Source organism: Chitinimonas naiadis (assembly GCF_054780835.1).
The window spans coordinates 122,565-138,681 of the sequence record NZ_BAAGVO010000004.1; the positions used below are offsets into that span (position 1 = coordinate 122,565).

Genomic DNA, 16,117 nt, shown 5'->3' on the forward strand with positions numbered 1-16,117 from the left:
TCATGAGGGATCACGCTTTCGAAAGAACAGGGTGACCTCGCCGAGATCGATTCCGAACTTGGACATGCTTGAACGGTTCATCATGGTTTTGCCGTCAAGTTGCCACATCCAGTCGTCGAAGCTGACCTCGTATTCCTTGCCATCTACCGGCAACCTGAGCACGTAGTTCCAGTGCAGCGTATTACCCACGACCAGGCCTGTCGCCTCCCCCACGACATCCTCTGCGGTCCCTCGCCAGCTGCCATCCGCCTGCCGTTTCAGATGCCATATCCGTCGCTGCTTTTCTCCGTCGTCGTAGACAAAACGCTCATCCAGGGTGCCATTGTCCCCTTGCCACTGGGTGCGAATCTCCACGGTGAAACGGCGGGTGACTTGCCCGTTACGCTTCTGGAAGACGCCCCAGGCATCGAGCGTGCCATTGAAGAATGTGGGCAGGTCCAGCGCGGGCTTCTCATGCGCATACTGCTGTGGATCGACACCTGCGCAAGCGGCTAGCAGGTAGGTAAGCAGGATGGTGATCAGATGCTTCATGGCTTCAGCTCCAGAGGCTGGGCCGGGGCCGGCCAGCGATGCTGCCAGCGCAGCAGCAGGCCTGCGCTCAGTAGCTTGATGAGGCATGGCAGGCCAGCGTAGATCAGCGCCAGCCCGCCTGCGGTATCCGGTATGCCCGGTTGGTAGCCGAGCAGGCTGAGTAAAGGCAGGCCGATGCCGGCAGACAATGCCAGTGCGAGCTTGCCGAGCAGTGCCCAGATACCGAAGTACATGCCGGTGCTTTCCCGCTGCGCTGCCGGGATGGCATCGGCCAGCATGGCCGCAGGCAGGGCGAGATCCGCACCCAGCGCCACGCCTGACAGTATGCAGATGAGCATGAAGCGTGTGTCGTCCCCCTGCCCCAGACTCGCGGCGCCGATGAACGCCGCACTGGCCAGTAGCATGCCGCCCAGCCACGCCCGTGACTTGCCGATGCGGTCAGACAGGCGGACCCACAGCGGTAGCGCAATGGCGCCGCTGACGAAGTAGCCCGTCAGAAACAGGCCGGCGCGTGCACTGGCACCGATGACGTCGTCGATAAAGAACAGCACCAGGGTGGCCGGAATCGCCACGGACAACGAATTGAGCAGGTAGATGAGGTAGAACTGCCGCAGTGCGCTATCCCGGAGGGCGTACCGCCAGGCGTGTGGGCCGAATGCGCGCTTGGCGGGTGGCAAGGGGGGGGGCGCCTGGCATAGGGTCAGGTAGCTAGCGGCCAACAAGATGGCAGCAAAGAGCAAGGCAAACAGCTGGCGACTCGCCTGAGCGCTGAAATGCATCGCAAGCACTGCAGGCAGCAGCGCGGCGAGTATGACTCCCAGCAGACCGGCGGCTTCGCGCCATGCGGTGACTCTGGCCCTGCCGGTAACGCTGTCGGTCAGGCGTGCACCCCAGGCGAGGTAGCAGATATTGACCAGACTATGCGAGAAGTAGACGAGAGCAAGGCTGCTTGCCAGCCATGCATAGAGTAAGCCGGTGGTCATCATCGGTGGATTGAACAGGGCGTAGAACCCCAACCCCAAGCCGGCGCTGCCGACCAAGATCAACCGGTGCCAACCGTGGGATCTGCCATGCCAAGCATCCACCAGTCGCCCTAGCCAGGGGTCCTGTACGGTATCGACAAAGCGGGTCAGTAATAGCACCAGCCCCAGCCAGGCAAGGTTGAGTCCAAGCTCATTACCGTACAGACGCGGTGCGGCCAGGTAGATGGGCAAGGCGGCCATGGCCAGAGGGAGGCCAAGCGCAGCGTAGGCAAGCAGCCCTCTGGACGTCATGGCGCGCTACCCAGTAGTTGCTGCCGCAGGCGTGGCTCGGAGGTTGCCTGTCCGAGCCAGATGGAAAAGAACCAGTGTGCAAATTCCGGGTCGTCGATATCTGCGGTCGGCTTGTCCCCGGCGTAGAATCGCGCGCCCTTGCCGGGAAGGTAGACCCCGGTCAGGGTGTCCCCTTCATTGACATCGACAAAGGCTTGCCGCATCGAGGCTGCCCAGCTGTCCAGGCGCGCGCTTGGTGCCCCTTGCCTGCGCATCTGGTCCAGGCTTGCATCAATGATGCGCGAGGCCTTGAAACTGCGGGCGTACGTCAGCGCTAATGCAAAGGGCTGTCCTGCCACGTAACGTCCACTGCTGCTGTACAGCTCGGCCCGGTAGAGCTTGAGCCCAAGCCAGCGCATGTCGCCTGCGCCCACCGGCTTGGCGTCGGCAAGCACATCCCGCCAGCCTGCCTGGGCAGGCAGCGCCAGGCAAAGTAGCAGGCACAGCCGTGATATCAGCCCAGGATCCATTGCTTTACCCCGGTACGCCCTGCCCTGAATCCCGCTTCGCAGTAAACGAAGTACATGCGCCAAAGCCGGATGAAGCCTTCGTCATAGCCTTGTGCCCGAACCTGGTCGAGGGCAGCCTCGAATCGATCGCGCCAGTAACGCAAGGTGGTCGCGTAGTCCGCTGCAAAGTCGAAGCGATCACGTACCTGAAAGCCAGCATCACTGGCCCGCCGGGCCAGTATGTCCGGGCTCGGGAGCATGCCGCCGGGAAATATGTATTGCTGGATGAAGTCGGTGCTGCGGCGGTAGCTCGGGTAGGTCTCGTCGGCAATGTCGATCGCCTGGATTGCCACTTTGCCACCTGGTTTGAGGCAGCGTTTCAGGGTAGCAAAGTAGCTTGGCCACCAGCGTTCGCCGACGGCCTCGATCATTTCGATGGAAACGATGTGATCGTACTGGCCGGTCAGATCGCGATAGTCGGTCAGGGAGAGCGTCACTTGCGCATCCAGGCCGTTATCCGCCATACGTTGGCGAGCCCAGTTCAGTTGTTCGGTGGACAGCGTGATGCCATGCACGTTCAAGCCACGCCTTGCGGCCCGCTCGGCAAAGCCGCCCCAGCCGCAGCCTATTTCCAGGATGGTCTGACCTGGCGTGGCACCTAGTTGATTAAGGATGCGATCATATTTGGCCCTCTGGGCTGCCTCCATGTCCTGTCCGGCCTGCTCGTCGAATAAGGCGGATGAGTAGGACATCGAGGGGTCGAGCCACAGGGCATAGAAGGCGTTGCCCAGGTCGTAGTGCGCCGAGATATTGCGCCGGCTGCCACGCCGATTGTTATCACGGAGGATCAGGTGGCTTAGCCGCTTCAGCAGCAGCGACCACCAGCGCCCGTTGACGGCTGCGTCCAGCGCAGCCTCGTTTTTCAGCGCCAGCTCAAACAGGGCGAGCATGTCAGGGGTGTCCAGCCAGTTCTGCCGGTAGGCCTCGGCAAAGCCGATGTCGCCGTGCCGGAGTATCTGGCTTGCAGCGCGCCAATCATGCAGGTGCAGCTCCGCATGCGGCTCGGCACCGAGCGTCCCGAAGTGAGCAACTTGCCCTGCAGGGTCGATGAAGGTCAAGGACCCGCTTGCCAGACGGTTCAGCATGGCGATCAACATCCGGCTCCAAGGCGAGAGGCCCGTGGTCGGATAAGGCATGGCGAGGTCGGAGCGGTTCATAAGGATGCCTCGTTGTTATGAGTCAAGCCGGGTTCGGGCGCTTGCGGTTTGCGAAAGAACGGCACGCCTCGCCACCACAGGTGGAGGGCTTGCCAGTGAATACGGAACGTGATGCCCAGGGTCAGCAAGGGCGTGCGTAGCAAGGTGCGGAACAGGTGGCTTGTCGTCAGTGGATGGCTGGTGCCCCATAGCACGGTCTCCAGCAGCGGCTTGGGCTCCGAGGCATGGTCGAAGTAGTCGATTCGCGCCATCTTTCTCGCTCCCGCATTGCGTACCCGGAAGCGATAACTACCTTTGACCTCGCAAAAGGGAGAGACATGAAAGTGCTTGCGACAGATAAGTTCGGTGCTGGGCATGATGGGGCCTTCGTCCGGTGCACACAGGACATATTGATGGCGTTCACCAAAGGTGTTGTTCACCTCCGCGATCAGGATGCGTAGCTCACCTCGCTTGTCGTGGCAGTACCAGAAGCTGACGGGCTTGAAGACATAACCCAGCACGCGGGGGAAGGTTTGCAGCCAGACTTCGCCCTCAGGACGATGGAGTCCTGCCCTCGCCAGCTGCCGGTCCAGCCAGGCCAGCAGATCATGGCCATCGCGGTCGCCGTGATCCTTTGCATGGAAGCTGATGATGCCCGGGCGATTGAAGCCAAACAGGCCCCAGCAGCGGATCTGGCTTGCGGGTGCGGTGAGGCACAGGTGCAGAAAGAAAACCGGATAACGGAAGCGATGCCGGACGGGCCGATGGCGCACATGCATGACATGGCCACGACAGATCTGGACAGCCGAGCCCGCCGGATTTTTGTGACTAGTCATAGACGGCATCCCATGGCGGCGTCACGCCCAGGTCACGTGCCACCCGCAAGGCGGACTTCAGGCCGTCTTCATGGAAACCGTAGCCTGACCATGCACCGCAGAACCAGGTCTGCTTGTGTCCTTGCAGTTGAGCGAGCCGCGATTGCGCAAGGATGGCAGCCTGGTCCATGACCGGGTGCTCATAGTCGAATGTCCTGATCAGGTGCTCGGCTGCAGGTTCCCGATGTGGATTGAGAGTCACTACGACGGGAGCCTTGAATGGCAGGGGCTGTAGTTGGTTGATCAGATAGCTCACGGCTACCGGGCGCTCAAGATCATCACCTGCGCCGGCCTGGTAATTCCAGGCTGACCAGACCGCTTGCCGACGTGGTAGTAAGGCGGGATCGGTATGCAGCAGCGCCCGGTTGGGTTGATAGCGAAAATGCCTCAGCACCTCGCGCTCGCTGTCGTCGGCATCCAGGAGGCTCAAGGCTGTGGGTGCATGGCAGGCCAGAACGACTGCATCGAATGTCTCCGTGCCGTGCGGACTGGACAGGGTGACGCCCTGGCTGTCTCTTCGCAGCCCATGCACCGGGCTGTTCACCCTGGCATCCGGTATGCCTGCGAGCAGCTTTTCCACATAGCAGCGCCCGCCTCCCTTGACCGTTTTCCAGCGTGGTCGGTCCGAGACCTGCAGCAGCCGGTGATTGAGGCAGAAGTTGAGGAAAGTCTCGGCTGGAAATCCGAGTATGTCGGCAACGGAAGAGGACCATATGGCGGCTGCCATGGGCAGCAGATACCAGTTGCGCATGGTCGTGCCATAGCCGTGGGTATCCAGCATGGTCGCGAGGCTCCAGCCATGCTGGCGAGCCTCCTGCAGCAGGTGCGGCGCTTGCCGGTTGAAACGAAGGATGTCGGACAGCATGCTCAGGAAGGCGGGCCGCAGCAGATTGCGTTTCTGCGCAAAGACCGTGGCAAGGCTGGTGCCCGCCCATTCCAGATCCGGCTCGGCCAGCGACACGGCGAAGGTCATGTCGCTGGGGTGGGTGTTCACCTTCAGGTGATCAAACAGCTGGACCAGGTTGGGATAGGTCAGGTCGTTGTGCACCAGGAAGCCGGTATCGACCGGGTGGGTCATCCCCTCCAGCGTGACGTCGACCGTATTGGTATGGCCGCCGAAATAGGCATTGGCCTCGAACAGGCTGACCTGATACCGACGCGCGAGCAGCCAGGCCGCGGCCAAGCCCGAGATGCCGGCACCGACAACCGCAATACGTGCGTGCTCAGGCAGGGGGGAGTAGAGAGTGCTCATTCCTTCACTGTAAGTCCCTGCATTGAATGCGTCAATGATTTGTACAGTACATAAATGGATTTTGTTCAGTCGTGCCTGTACAAGGGGCCGGTTGCCCGGTGTACCATCGCCGCCATGAGAAATGACTGGGATATCTTCTGTGCCGTTATCGATAATTTTGGCGATATCGGTGTGTGCTGGCGCCTTGCCAGGCAGATCGCGGGCGAGCGCAATGAAGCCGTGCGCCTTTGGGTCGACGACCTGGCGGCATTCACCGTACTGGAGCCCGCCGTCCAGCCCGGGTTGGCTGTGCAATGCCTGCATGGGGTGGAGATTCGCCTCTGGCAGCTCCCCTTCCCCGAAGTTGACCCGGCGGCGATCGTGATCGAAGCGTTTGCTTGCAATCCGCCGGAGCCTTTCCTGGCCGCCATGGCACAGCAGGCGCCGCCACCCGTCTGGATCAATCTGGAGTACCTGTCGGCTGAGGACTGGGTGGAGGGATGCCATGCCCTGGGCTCACGGCATCCACGCCTGCCGCTGAGCCACCATTTCTTCTTCCCGGGCTTTACTGCCCAAACCGGCGGGCTGTTGCGGGAGCGTGAGCTGCTGGCTCAGCGCCGTGCCTGGCAACAGCATCCGACTGCGCGGGCTGATTTCCTGCGTGGACTGGGACTGGATGGGGCTGCCGTGCTGCAGCCCTGCGTATCGCTGTTCTGCTACGACAACATGGTGCTGACCGGGCTGCTGGATGCATGGCAGGCGGTAGCGCCCATGACCTTACTGGTGGCCGATGGCAAGCCACGAAAGCTGGTCGAGGCCTGGTTGGGGGCGCCGTTTGAAACGGGTCAATGCGTGCAACGAGGGCATTTGACCTTGTTGTCGCTGCCTTTCCTTCGGCAGGCGGACTACGATCGCCTGCTATGGAGCTGCGATCTGAATTTCATCCGCGGAGAGGATAGCTTTGTGCGGGCGCAATGGGCGGCGAGGCCGCTGTGCTGGCATATCTATCCGCAGGAGGATGCGGCTCACCGCAACAAGCTCGATGCCTATCTGGCGCGCTATGTCCCTGGTCTGCCCGATGGCGCCGCTGCGAGTTTGAGGTCCTTCTCAGAGGCCTGGAATGAAGGGGACTCCGCCGCTTGTCGCAAAAGCTGGGGGTCTCTCTGGCAACAGCTCCCAGCCTTGCAAAAACACGCCGAGGCTTGGTGCGACAGGCTCTCGGCGCAACCGGACCTGCTGAGCCAATTGGCTCGCTTTGCCGGGGAAAAGCGTAGCGGGATCCATCGCTAAGCGGTCCCTGTGGCAAATGTTCGCACCTCCCGGCTATAATGCTTCGTTTTTTCAACCGCTTATCCCCATTTAGCAAGGCAATCGCATGAAAACCGCACAAGAGCTCCGCGCTGGCAACGTCGTGATGGTCGACGGCCAACCCATGGTTGTGTTGAAGGCTGAGTACAGCAAGTCTGGCCGCAATGCCTCGGTCGTGAAGATGAAGCTGAAGAACCTGCTGTCCGGTTCCGGCTCCGAATCTGTCTACAAGGCCGACGAAAAGTTTGACGTCGTGGTTCTGGAAAAGAAGGAATGCACCTACTCCTACTTCGCCGACCCGATGTACGTGTTCATGGACACCGAATTCAACCAGTATGAAGTCGAAGCCGAAAACGTTGGCGATACCGTCAACTTCATCGTCGACGGCATGGAAGACCTGTGCGAAGTCGTGTTCTACGACGGCAAGGCGATTTCGGTGGAACTGCCGACCACGATCGTTCGTGAAGTCGAGTACACCGAGCCGGCCGTACGTGGCGACACGTCGGGCAAGGTGATGAAGCCTGCCAAGCTCAAGGGCACCACCTTTGAACTGCCGGTTGCTGCCTTTATCGAAATCGGTGACAAGATCGAAATCGACACCCGCACCCACGAGTTCAAGAAGCGCGCCTAAGCAGCTTTCGGAGCGATGTGCAAAAAGGCAGCCACCCTGGCTGCCTTTTTGTTGCCTTGTGCGGGCGTATGCAGGTCATTCGCAATCAGCCCCCTTTACAGGCGGAGTACTTGTGCTATATTCCGCCCATCTTATCGGTGAACGAACGTTCTCTACGCATTCTTAAGGGAAAACCATGGACGACAACAAGAGCAGGGCCCTCGCCGCAGCACTGGCACAGATCGAGAAGCAGTTTGGCAAGGGTTCGATCATGAAAATGGGTGAGGCCCAGATCGAAAACGATCTGCAGGTGGTCTCCACGGGTTCGTTGGGGCTGGACCTCGCGCTGGGCGTTGGTGGTCTGCCACGCGGTCGCGTCGTCGAGATCTATGGTCCCGAATCCTCCGGTAAGACGACGCTGTGTCTGCAGGTCGTGGCCGAGATCCAGAAGCTGGGTGGCGTTGCTGCCTATATCGATGCCGAAAACGCCCTGGACCCGGTCTATGCCGGCAAGCTGGGCGTCAACGTGGCCGACATGCTGATCTCCCAGCCGGATACGGGCGAGCAGGCACTGGAAATCGCCGATATGCTGGTACGTTCCGGTGGTGTGGACATCATCGTGGTGGACTCGGTGGCCGCGCTGGTACCCAAGGCTGAAATCGAAGGCGAAATGGGCGACAGCCATGTGGGCCTGCAAGCCCGACTGATGTCCCAGGCGCTGCGCAAGCTGACCGGTAACATCAAGCGCACCAACACCTTGGTGATCTTCATCAACCAGATCCGCATGAAGATCGGCGTGATGTTCGGTAGTCCGGAAACCACCACCGGTGGTAACGCGCTGAAGTTCTACGCCTCGGTCCGTCTTGATATCCGCCGTACCGGCGCGATCAAGAAGGGTGAAGAAGTGGTGGGTAACGAGACCCGCGTGAAAGTGGTGAAGAACAAGGTCTCCCCTCCGTTCCGCGAAGCCAACTTCGACATTCTCTATGGCCAAGGTATCAGCCGTGAGGGTGAAGTCATCGAGATGGGCGTGCTGCACAAGATTGTCGACAAGTCCGGTGCCTGGTATGCCTATCAGGGCAACAAGATTGGCCAGGGCAAGGACAACGCCCGCGAGTACCTCAAGGACAATCCTGCGATTGCCCGCGAAATTGAAAGCAAGATTCGCGAGATCGTCGGCATCGCCATGCCGCTGCCTGCTGCCCAGCAGGAAGAAGAGGATGAGGCTGATCTCGATCTGGCTTGATATCGTGGCCTATCAGGTACCGGTCTGCATCGGTATCTGAAGCAAAAAGCCCGCCGATTGGCGGGCTTTTTGTTGCTTGGCGCACCCCTTTGCAAGGTGCCCGTACATCGAGATGTCAGATCAGGTTCTGCTCAGCGACACCGATATTCATGTCGAGTGCGCGACTACCGCTGTCATTGTCCTTCGACAATGGGCTGGCACGACGGTTTTCCATCTCGTCCAGATAGGCGGCGTCTACGTCGCCAGTGATGTACTCACCGGAGAAGCAGGAGGTCTCAAAGACCGTGATGCGACCGTCGCTTGCTTCGGAGACGGCTTGTACCAGGGCATCGATGTCCTGGTAGAACACGGCGTCTGCCGAGATCTCTTCGGCGATCTGGACGTCGTTACGGCCGGTCGCGATCAGTTCGGCACGGGTGGGCATGTCGATGCCGTACACGTGCGGGAAGCGAACCGGTGGCGCAGCGGAGGCGAAGTAGACCTTGTTGGCGCCTGCTTCGCGCGCCATTTGCACGATTTCCTTGGAGGTCGTGCCGCGGACGATGGAGTCGTCAACCAGCAAGACGTTGCGTCCCTTGAATTCGATGCCGATGGCGTTCAGCTTCTGCCTGACCGACTTCTTGCGCGTGGCCTGGCCCGGCATGATGAAGGTGCGGCCGATATAGCGGTTCTTCTGGAAGCCTTCGCGATACGGCAAGCCCAGGTGATTGGCCAGTTGCAGAGCGCTGGCGCGACTGGTATCCGGAATGGGGATGACGACGTCGATGTCCATTTCAGGCAGTTCGCGCCGAATCTTCTCCGCCAGGTTGTCACCCATGTTGAGGCGGGCCTGGTAGACCGAGATGCCATCCATAACCGAATCGGGACGGGCAAAATAGACGTGCTCGAAAATGCACGGTACGAGCTTGGATTCCGTGGCGCACTGGCGGCTGTGCAACTGGCCGTCCATGGTGATGAAGAGGGCTTCGCCAGGGGCAACGTCGCGCATCAGCTTGAAGCCCATGGTATCGAGTGCCACGGATTCGCTGGCGACCAGGTACTCGGTGCCGTCCGGTGTTTCGTGCTCGCCGAGCACCAGCGGGCGGATACCGTAGGGATCGCGGAAGGCGACGAGCCCGTAGCCGGCGATCAGCGCGACGACGGCGTAGGCGCCCTTGACGCGACGATGTACGGCGGCGATGGCATCAAAGATGGTTTCTGGCTTGAGCGCAAAGCCGATCGCGCGTTTTTGCAGCTCATAGGCAAAGACATTGAGCAGCGCTTCGGAATCGGAATTGGTATTGATATGCCGCAAGTCATTGCGGTACATCGCTTCCTTCAGCTCCTTGTGATTGGTCAGGTTGCCGTTGTGTGCCAGCACGATGCCGAACGGGCTGTTGACGTAGAACGGCTGGGCTTCTGCCAGGCTGGATGCGGAGCCTGCAGTCGGATAGCGGACATGGCCGATACCGATATTGCCTTGCAGCGAGCGCATGTTGCGAGTACGGAATACGTCTGCAACCAGGCCTTGGCCCTTATGCATATGCATTACGCCGCTCTGCTCTGCCGTCACGATACCCGCAGCATCTTGCCCACGGTGCTGCAGGACGAGCAGGCCGTCATAGAGCAATTGGTTAACGGGTGTTCTGGCCACCACTCCGAGAATGCCGCACATATTGCTTCCTTGCTTTACAAACCAGTTTGGCCTGCCAGCGTCGCATGCGATTGCATGCTGCGATAGACAGACCCTCAATCAAATTTTATATGTCCTGCCAGCTGTGCTGGCAACCAGGGCTTGAGCGCGATGGCCATGGCTTCGAACGGTGGGCTGAACATGGCATCGCGCCAAACGACCTGGCGAGGCAGGCTTGTCATGCCTGCAACGATCACCAGCGCCAGTACGATCAGGATGCCGCGAGCAAAGCCGAACAATGCGCCTATGAGGCGATCCAGCGGTGCCAGCCCCGTTGCCTTGACAAACTGCGCCACCGTGATGCGCACGATGGCGGAAATAAACCAGACACCCAAGAGGATGCCGACAAACCCTGCGATCAAGCGCAGTTCCGTGGTGGGGACGTCGGCTGGAAGCATGGCTCCCAGATCACTGGCGTAGCGCTGCGCCAGCCAGAAACCGAGTACCCAGGCAGCCAGCGAGAGGATTTCGGACAGACCGCCACGCAGGACAGCCAGCAACACCGATAACCCGACAATCACCAGAACTGCGTAATCAAATGCCGTCATTTGCTGACGATGCTGCTCGTAACACCTGCACTGGCCAATTTGGCGTGCGCCTTTTCGGCGGCTTCACGGCTGGCATAAGGGCCCGCGCGCAAGCGGGTCAAAACGCCTTTGTCAGTCTTGACCGTTTCGGTCTGGGGGCTGACACCCGCCTGCTTGGCTTTGCCCAGCAAACCTTCGACCTTGTCCTTGTCGGCAAAGGCGCCTAACTGAAGGAAGAATTTGCCCGGTTTGTCCTCACTGGCCACTTTCTCCTTTTCGGGAGCAGGCTTGCTGGCTGGTTTGGCCTTGGATTCGGCCTCCATGCCAGCCAGTATCTTGGCCGGGTCCTTCTTCACTTCGACATGCTTGGCCTCGGGTTTCTTTTCGGCGGCTGTCTTGTTGTCTGGCTTGACCGGCGCTTTCTCTACCGGCTTGTCGACTATGGCTAACTTGGGGTCGACGATCGGTTTTGCAAGTGCTGCCGGGGGCGTCACGGCTGCTGGCGGCGTACTTGCGGCCGACGCCTGTGGTGCCGGCTCCGGCAGCGGCACTGCCGCTGGTGCAGGCGTCACCGTACTGGCCAGGGAGGGAGACGAGCTGACGATGGACACAGGTTGCGCCACCAGACTAGGCGGCGGCTTGTCGTCCATGACCGTCCAGAGGACGACGAGCGCAAGCAGAACCAGTGCAACCGCGCCAACGAGGCGCCGGCGAGCACGTTTCTTGAGGGTAGTAAGTTCTTCGCTGATAGGGGCGTCGGCCATGTCTGGGCTTAGCGCGGCTTCAGTGCAAGCACTTCGGCCACGGTATAGAACGATCCAAAGGCCGCGATTCTATCATTTTCCCCCGCTGCCAGTCGGGCTGCTGCATAAGCTTCTGCAATCGAGTCATAAACCAGTACCCTGCCCTTCGCGCCGCTGGCCACAATCAGCTCCGCCAGCGACTGTGCCGGCGCGGCGCGTGGTACGGCTGGCGCGGCAACATGCCATACCTCGATATGGTCTTTCAGCAGGTTGATGACGCCGGCCATGTCCTTGTCGGCCATGATGCCAAACACGGCATGGGTGGCTTGGAAGAACCCCTGATTCATCAGGTTTTGCGCCAGCGCGGCGGCAGCGTGCGGGTTGTGGGCCACGTCCAGGACGATGGAGGGCCGACCTGGTAGTACTTGATAGCGCCCGGCGAGTTCAACCTCCAGCAGGCCACGTTTGATGTCGCCGATCCCTACTGCCAGGCGATCATGCAAGGCATCGAGGATGGCGATCACCAGGCTGGCGTTGGCTAGCTGGTAGGCACCGCGCAAGGCCGGGAACGGCATGCCGGGCTTGTGGCCGTTACGTCCACGCCAGCGCCACTGGGTGGTTTCGTTGGTGTAGCTGAAATCGCGACCTATCAATTGCAGGTCTGTACCTAACTGCCTGGCATGGTCCAGCAGTGAGGCGGGTGGGTTGGGATCGGCACAGAAAGCAGGTTTGCCGGGCCGGAAAATGCCGGCTTTCTCGTACGCAATGGCTTCGCGTGTGTCACCGAGATAGCTCTGATGGTCCAGGTCGATGCTGACCACGGCCGACACGTCCGGCTCGAAGGCGTTAACCGCATCCAGGCGGCCGCCCAGGCCGACTTCCAGCACGGCGACATCAACACCTGCCGCCATGAAATGGTACATGGCGGCCAGCGTCCCGAATTCGAAATAGCTAAGTGATACTTCACCGCGAGCCTGCTCGATAGCCCTGAAACCGGCGAGGATGGCGTCGTCGCTGACCGGTACCAGGTTGATGCTGATACGTTCGTTGTAGTGCAGCAGATGCGGGCTGGTGTAGGTGCCGACCTTGAAGCCTGCCGCACGATAGGCGGCGGAAAGCATGGCGCAGGTCGAGCCCTTGCCGTTGGTGCCGCCCACGATAATGATCGGAAAGTCCGGCTTGAGCGCCATGGCGTCGCGGACCTGCGATACGCGCTCCAGGCCCATGTCTATCTGTATGGGGTGGGACAGTTCCAGGTGGGTCAGCCAGGCATCCAGCGTTGGTGCATCAAAACTCATACAGGGAAGGACTCTCGTGCTGACAGGAAGACCCTGGCGCGCAGCCCTGGTCTTCCTGACGAATGAAGGCCGCTCAGGCGGCCACGGCGGCTTGCTTGGTCAACAGGGTGATCAGTGCGCTGATGCGCTGCCGTAATTCGCGGCGATCAATGATCAAGTCGATGGCGCCCTTCTCCAGCAGGAATTCTGCGCGCTGGAAGCCTTCCGGCAGGGTTTCACGTACGGTCTGCTCGATCACCCGGGGGCCGGCAAAGCCGATCAGGGCACCCGGCTCGGCGATGACGACGTCGCCCAGGAAGGCGAAGGAGGCGGAGACACCACCCATGGTCGGGTCGGTCAGCAGGGAGATGAAGGGCAGGCCTGCATCTGCCAGCTTGGTCAGCATGGCGCTGGTCTTGGCCATCTGCATCAGCGAGGTCAGGCCTTCCTGCATACGCGCGCCACCGGAGGCGGAAACGCAGATGAAGGGGCAGTTGTTCTCGATGGCGGTTTGCACACCGCGCACGAAACGCTCGCCCACCACGGAGCCCATGGAGCCGCCGATGAACTTGAATTCGAAGGCCGCGACGACGACCGGCAGGGTCTGGATGGCGCCTTGCATGACGACCAGTGCGTCTTCCTCGCCGCTGCTCTCGCGGGCGGATTCAAGACGTTCCGGGTAGCGCTTGGAGTCCTTGAACTTCAGGAAGTCGGTCGGGCGGACTTCGGCACCGATCTCAAACCGGCCTTCCGGATCCAGCATAAGGTCGAGCCGCCGGCGTGCGCTAACGGCATTGTGGTGGCCGCACTTGGGGCAGACTTCCAGATTGTTCTCGAGGTCGGTCCGGTACAGCACGGCCTCGCAGGCGGAACATTTACTCCACAGCCCTTCCGGTACGGACTTGCTCGGGCCGGCCGGCTTGGCCTTGATCTTGGGGGGTAGCAACTTCTGCAACCAACTCATGCTTTGTCTCCTGCGCGCAAGGCTACATCAACCAAGCGCTTGAAAAATTGAAGGGCCGCGAGAGCGGCCCTGTCAGGGTTATTCCCGGGCGGCATCCATGGCGCCGCGCACTTCCCGCAAGAAGGCGGTCAGCCTGGCTGCGGCATCCGCACCGTGTTCTTCGACCTCCTGCACCAGTCGGCTACCGATGATGACGGAGTCGGCGATGCGGGCCACGGCCTGGGCCGAGGCTGCATCGCGTATGCCGAATCCGACGCCGATAGGCAGGCTCAGGTGGCTGCGCAATTCATCAAGCTTGGCCGCGACGCTGGCGATATCCAGCGTGGCGGCACCGGTAACGCCCTTGAGCGATACGTAGTACACATAACCGGAGGCATGCTTGGCCACTTCGTCGACTCGCCATGCGGGCGTGGTCGGTGCCAGCAGGAAGATCGGATCCAGGCCATGCTGCTTGAGGGTGTCGGATAGCTTGCCGGCCTCCTCGGGCGGCATGTCCACCGTCAGGACCCCGTCTACGCCGGCATCTGCTGCCGCAACGGCAAAGGTCTCGTAGCCCATGGCTTCGACCGGGTTGGCGTAGCCCATGAGTACCACGGGGGTGTCGGCATCGCGGCGGCGGAATTCCCGCACCATGTCCAGCACATGGCTCAGGCTGACGCCGTGTGCCAGTGCACGCTCGGAAGCTTTCTGAATGACCGGGCCATCGGCCATCGGGTCCGAAAAAGGAACGCCCAGCTCGACGATATCGGCGCCACCTGCCACGAGGGCATGCATCAGCCCGACAGTCGCGGCCGGATGCGGGTCACCCGCGGTGATGAAGGGAATCAGCGCCTGTTTGCCATGTTGCTTCAGGCGAGAGAACGTAGTCTGTATTCGTGACATAGGGCCTGGATATACATGCCGCCGAGCTAGCTCGGCAGCCATTATGTTCGCTTAGAGTTCGATGCCGGACAGCTTGGCAACGGTGGGGATATCCTTGTCGCCACGACCTGACAGGTTGACCAGGATAATCTGGTCCTTTGGCAGGGTCGGTGCCAGGCGCTTGGCATAGGCGAGCGCGTGGCTGGACTCGAGGGCCGGGATGATACCCTCAGTACGGCAAAGATCGTGAAATGCCGCCAAGGCCTCGTCATCATTGGCCGCGGTGTATTCCACCCGACCGATGTCCTTGAGGTAGCTGTGCTCCGGGCCTACGCCGGGATAATCGAGGCCCGCCGAGATCGAGTGCGTCTCGATGATCTGGCCGTTTGTATCCTGCATCAGGTAGGTGCGGTTGCCGTGCAGTACGCCCGGCGTGCCTGCCGAAAGTGGTGCAGCATGGCGACCGGTCTCCACGCCCTCTCCACCGGCTTCGACGCCCACCATGCGAACACCGGGAACCTGGATGTAGGGATAGAACATGCCGATGGCGTTCGAGCCGCCACCGACGCAGGCGACGACCACATCCGGCTGGCGGCCGGCCATGTCCAGCATCTGGACCTTGGACTCTTCGCCGATCACGGCCTGGAAATCACGAACCAGCATTGGGTACGGGTGCGGGCCGGCTGCGGTCCCTAGAATGTAGAAGGTGTTGTCTACATTGGTCACCCAGTCGCGCATGGCTTCGTTGAGTGCATCCTTTAGCGTACGCGAGCCGGAGGTGACCGGCACGACACTCGCGCCCATCAGTTTCATGCGGTAGACGTTGGCGGCCTGGCGCTGGATGTCTTCTGCGCCCATGTAGACCACGCATTCCATGCCGTAGCGCGCCGCGACGGTGGCAGAGGCCACGCCATGCTGGCCGGCGCCGGTTTCTGCAATCACGCGGGTCTTGCCCATGCGGCGAGCCAGCAGAGCCTGGCCGATGGTGTTGTTGATCTTGTGCGCACCGGTGTGGTTCAGGTCTTCGCGCTTGAGGTAGATCTGTGCACCACCCAGCGTTTCCGACCAGCGCTTGGCGTGGTATATCGGGCTGGGGCGGCCTACGAAGTGCTTGAGCTCGTAACGGTACTCGTCCATGAAGGCCTTGTCGGCCTTGGCGCGTTCATACTCATGCTTCAGCTCCTCCAGTGCCGACATCAGGGTTTCGGCGACGAAAATCCCGCCGTAGTCGCCGAAGCGGCCGCGGACGTCAGGGAGGTCATAGCTGGATGGAATGGGTAGGTCGTTGATTTGCATCGATCTTCCGATTGAAAC

The 16,117-nt window shown here is 60.9% G+C and carries 16 protein-coding genes; 3 read left to right on the forward strand and 13 right to left on the reverse strand.

The window, feature by feature from the left end; genetic code table 11:
- The 6 genes from ACYVHK_RS06545 to ACYVHK_RS06570 are packed head-to-tail and all read right to left on the reverse strand — an operon-like array spanning window position 1 to window position 5,616.
- Window positions 1-531, reverse strand: a complete 531-nt coding sequence (locus ACYVHK_RS06545) for a DUF3833 domain-containing protein (protein ID WP_460528856.1) — start codon at window positions 529-531, stop codon at window positions 1-3.
- Window positions 528-1,805: an MFS transporter gene (locus ACYVHK_RS06550; protein ID WP_460528858.1), complete on the reverse strand. Its 1,278-nt coding sequence runs from the start codon at window positions 1,803-1,805 to the stop codon at window positions 528-530. The genes ACYVHK_RS06545 and ACYVHK_RS06550 overlap by 4 nt, the downstream gene beginning before the upstream one ends.
- Complete coding sequence (locus ACYVHK_RS06555; RefSeq protein WP_460528860.1) at window positions 1,802-2,314, reverse strand: chalcone isomerase family protein; 513 nt, start codon at window positions 2,312-2,314, stop codon at window positions 1,802-1,804. Before ACYVHK_RS06555 ends, ACYVHK_RS06550 begins: the two co-directional genes overlap by 4 nt.
- Window positions 2,299-3,510, reverse strand: coding sequence for a class I SAM-dependent methyltransferase (locus tag ACYVHK_RS06560; RefSeq protein WP_460528862.1), 1,212 nt, complete (start codon window positions 3,508-3,510; stop codon window positions 2,299-2,301). Before ACYVHK_RS06560 ends, ACYVHK_RS06555 begins: the two co-directional genes overlap by 16 nt.
- A complete protein-coding gene (locus ACYVHK_RS06565; RefSeq protein ID WP_460528864.1) occupies window positions 3,507-4,325 on the reverse strand; it encodes a DUF1365 domain-containing protein in 819 nt (272 codons plus the stop codon). The genes ACYVHK_RS06560 and ACYVHK_RS06565 overlap by 4 nt, the downstream gene beginning before the upstream one ends.
- Window positions 4,318-5,616: an NAD(P)/FAD-dependent oxidoreductase gene (locus ACYVHK_RS06570; RefSeq protein ID WP_460528866.1), complete on the reverse strand. Its 1,299-nt coding sequence runs from the start codon at window positions 5,614-5,616 to the stop codon at window positions 4,318-4,320. The genes ACYVHK_RS06565 and ACYVHK_RS06570 overlap by 8 nt, the downstream gene beginning before the upstream one ends.
- A 114-nt stretch (window positions 5,617-5,730) precedes the next feature.
- On the opposite strand from ACYVHK_RS06570, the gene earP reads away from it, so the two are divergent.
- The 3 genes from earP (at window position 5,731) to recA (ending at window position 8,759) form a co-directional block, all read left to right on the forward strand.
- Complete coding sequence (earP, locus tag ACYVHK_RS06575) at window positions 5,731-6,885, forward strand: elongation factor P maturation arginine rhamnosyltransferase EarP (RefSeq protein WP_460528868.1); 1,155 nt, start codon at window positions 5,731-5,733, stop codon at window positions 6,883-6,885.
- 85 nt (window positions 6,886-6,970) lie between these two features.
- Window positions 6,971-7,534 carry an elongation factor P gene (gene efp / locus ACYVHK_RS06580; protein ID WP_460528870.1) on the forward strand — a complete coding sequence of 188 codons (564 nt, stop codon included), beginning with the start codon at window positions 6,971-6,973 and terminating at the stop codon, window positions 7,532-7,534.
- Window positions 7,535-7,709: 175 nt separating this feature from the next.
- Complete coding sequence (recA, locus tag ACYVHK_RS06585; protein ID WP_460528872.1) at window positions 7,710-8,759, forward strand: recombinase RecA; 1,050 nt, start codon at window positions 7,710-7,712, stop codon at window positions 8,757-8,759.
- 115 nt (window positions 8,760-8,874) lie between these two features.
- On the opposite strand, the gene purF is transcribed toward recA, so the two are convergent.
- The 7 genes from purF to trpB form a co-directional block, all read right to left on the reverse strand.
- Complete coding sequence (gene purF / locus ACYVHK_RS06590; protein ID WP_460528874.1) at window positions 8,875-10,413, reverse strand: amidophosphoribosyltransferase; 1,539 nt, start codon at window positions 10,411-10,413, stop codon at window positions 8,875-8,877.
- Window positions 10,414-10,487: 74 nt separating this feature from the next.
- Window positions 10,488-10,979: a CvpA family protein gene (locus ACYVHK_RS06595; RefSeq protein ID WP_460528876.1), complete on the reverse strand. Its 492-nt coding sequence runs from the start codon at window positions 10,977-10,979 to the stop codon at window positions 10,488-10,490.
- Window positions 10,976-11,722: an SPOR domain-containing protein gene (locus tag ACYVHK_RS06600; protein WP_460528878.1), complete on the reverse strand. Its 747-nt coding sequence runs from the start codon at window positions 11,720-11,722 to the stop codon at window positions 10,976-10,978. Before ACYVHK_RS06600 ends, ACYVHK_RS06595 begins: the two co-directional genes overlap by 4 nt.
- Window positions 11,723-11,730: 8 nt before the next feature.
- Entirely contained in the window at window positions 11,731-12,999 is a 1,269-nt protein-coding gene (gene folC / locus ACYVHK_RS06605) for a bifunctional folylpolyglutamate synthase/dihydrofolate synthase (RefSeq protein WP_460528880.1), read from the reverse strand.
- 73 nt (window positions 13,000-13,072) lie between these two features.
- Window positions 13,073-13,942 (reverse strand): acetyl-CoA carboxylase carboxyltransferase subunit beta, encoded by an 870-nt coding sequence (accD, locus tag ACYVHK_RS06610; RefSeq protein ID WP_460528882.1) that lies wholly within the window; start codon window positions 13,940-13,942, stop codon window positions 13,073-13,075.
- Window positions 13,943-14,020: 78 nt separating this feature from the next.
- Window positions 14,021-14,824: a tryptophan synthase subunit alpha gene (gene trpA, locus ACYVHK_RS06615; RefSeq protein WP_460528884.1), complete on the reverse strand. Its 804-nt coding sequence runs from the start codon at window positions 14,822-14,824 to the stop codon at window positions 14,021-14,023.
- A gap of 51 nt (window positions 14,825-14,875) precedes the next feature.
- Complete coding sequence (gene trpB, locus ACYVHK_RS06620; RefSeq protein WP_460528886.1) at window positions 14,876-16,099, reverse strand: tryptophan synthase subunit beta; 1,224 nt, start codon at window positions 16,097-16,099, stop codon at window positions 14,876-14,878.
- Window positions 16,100-16,117: the final 18 nt, after the last annotated feature.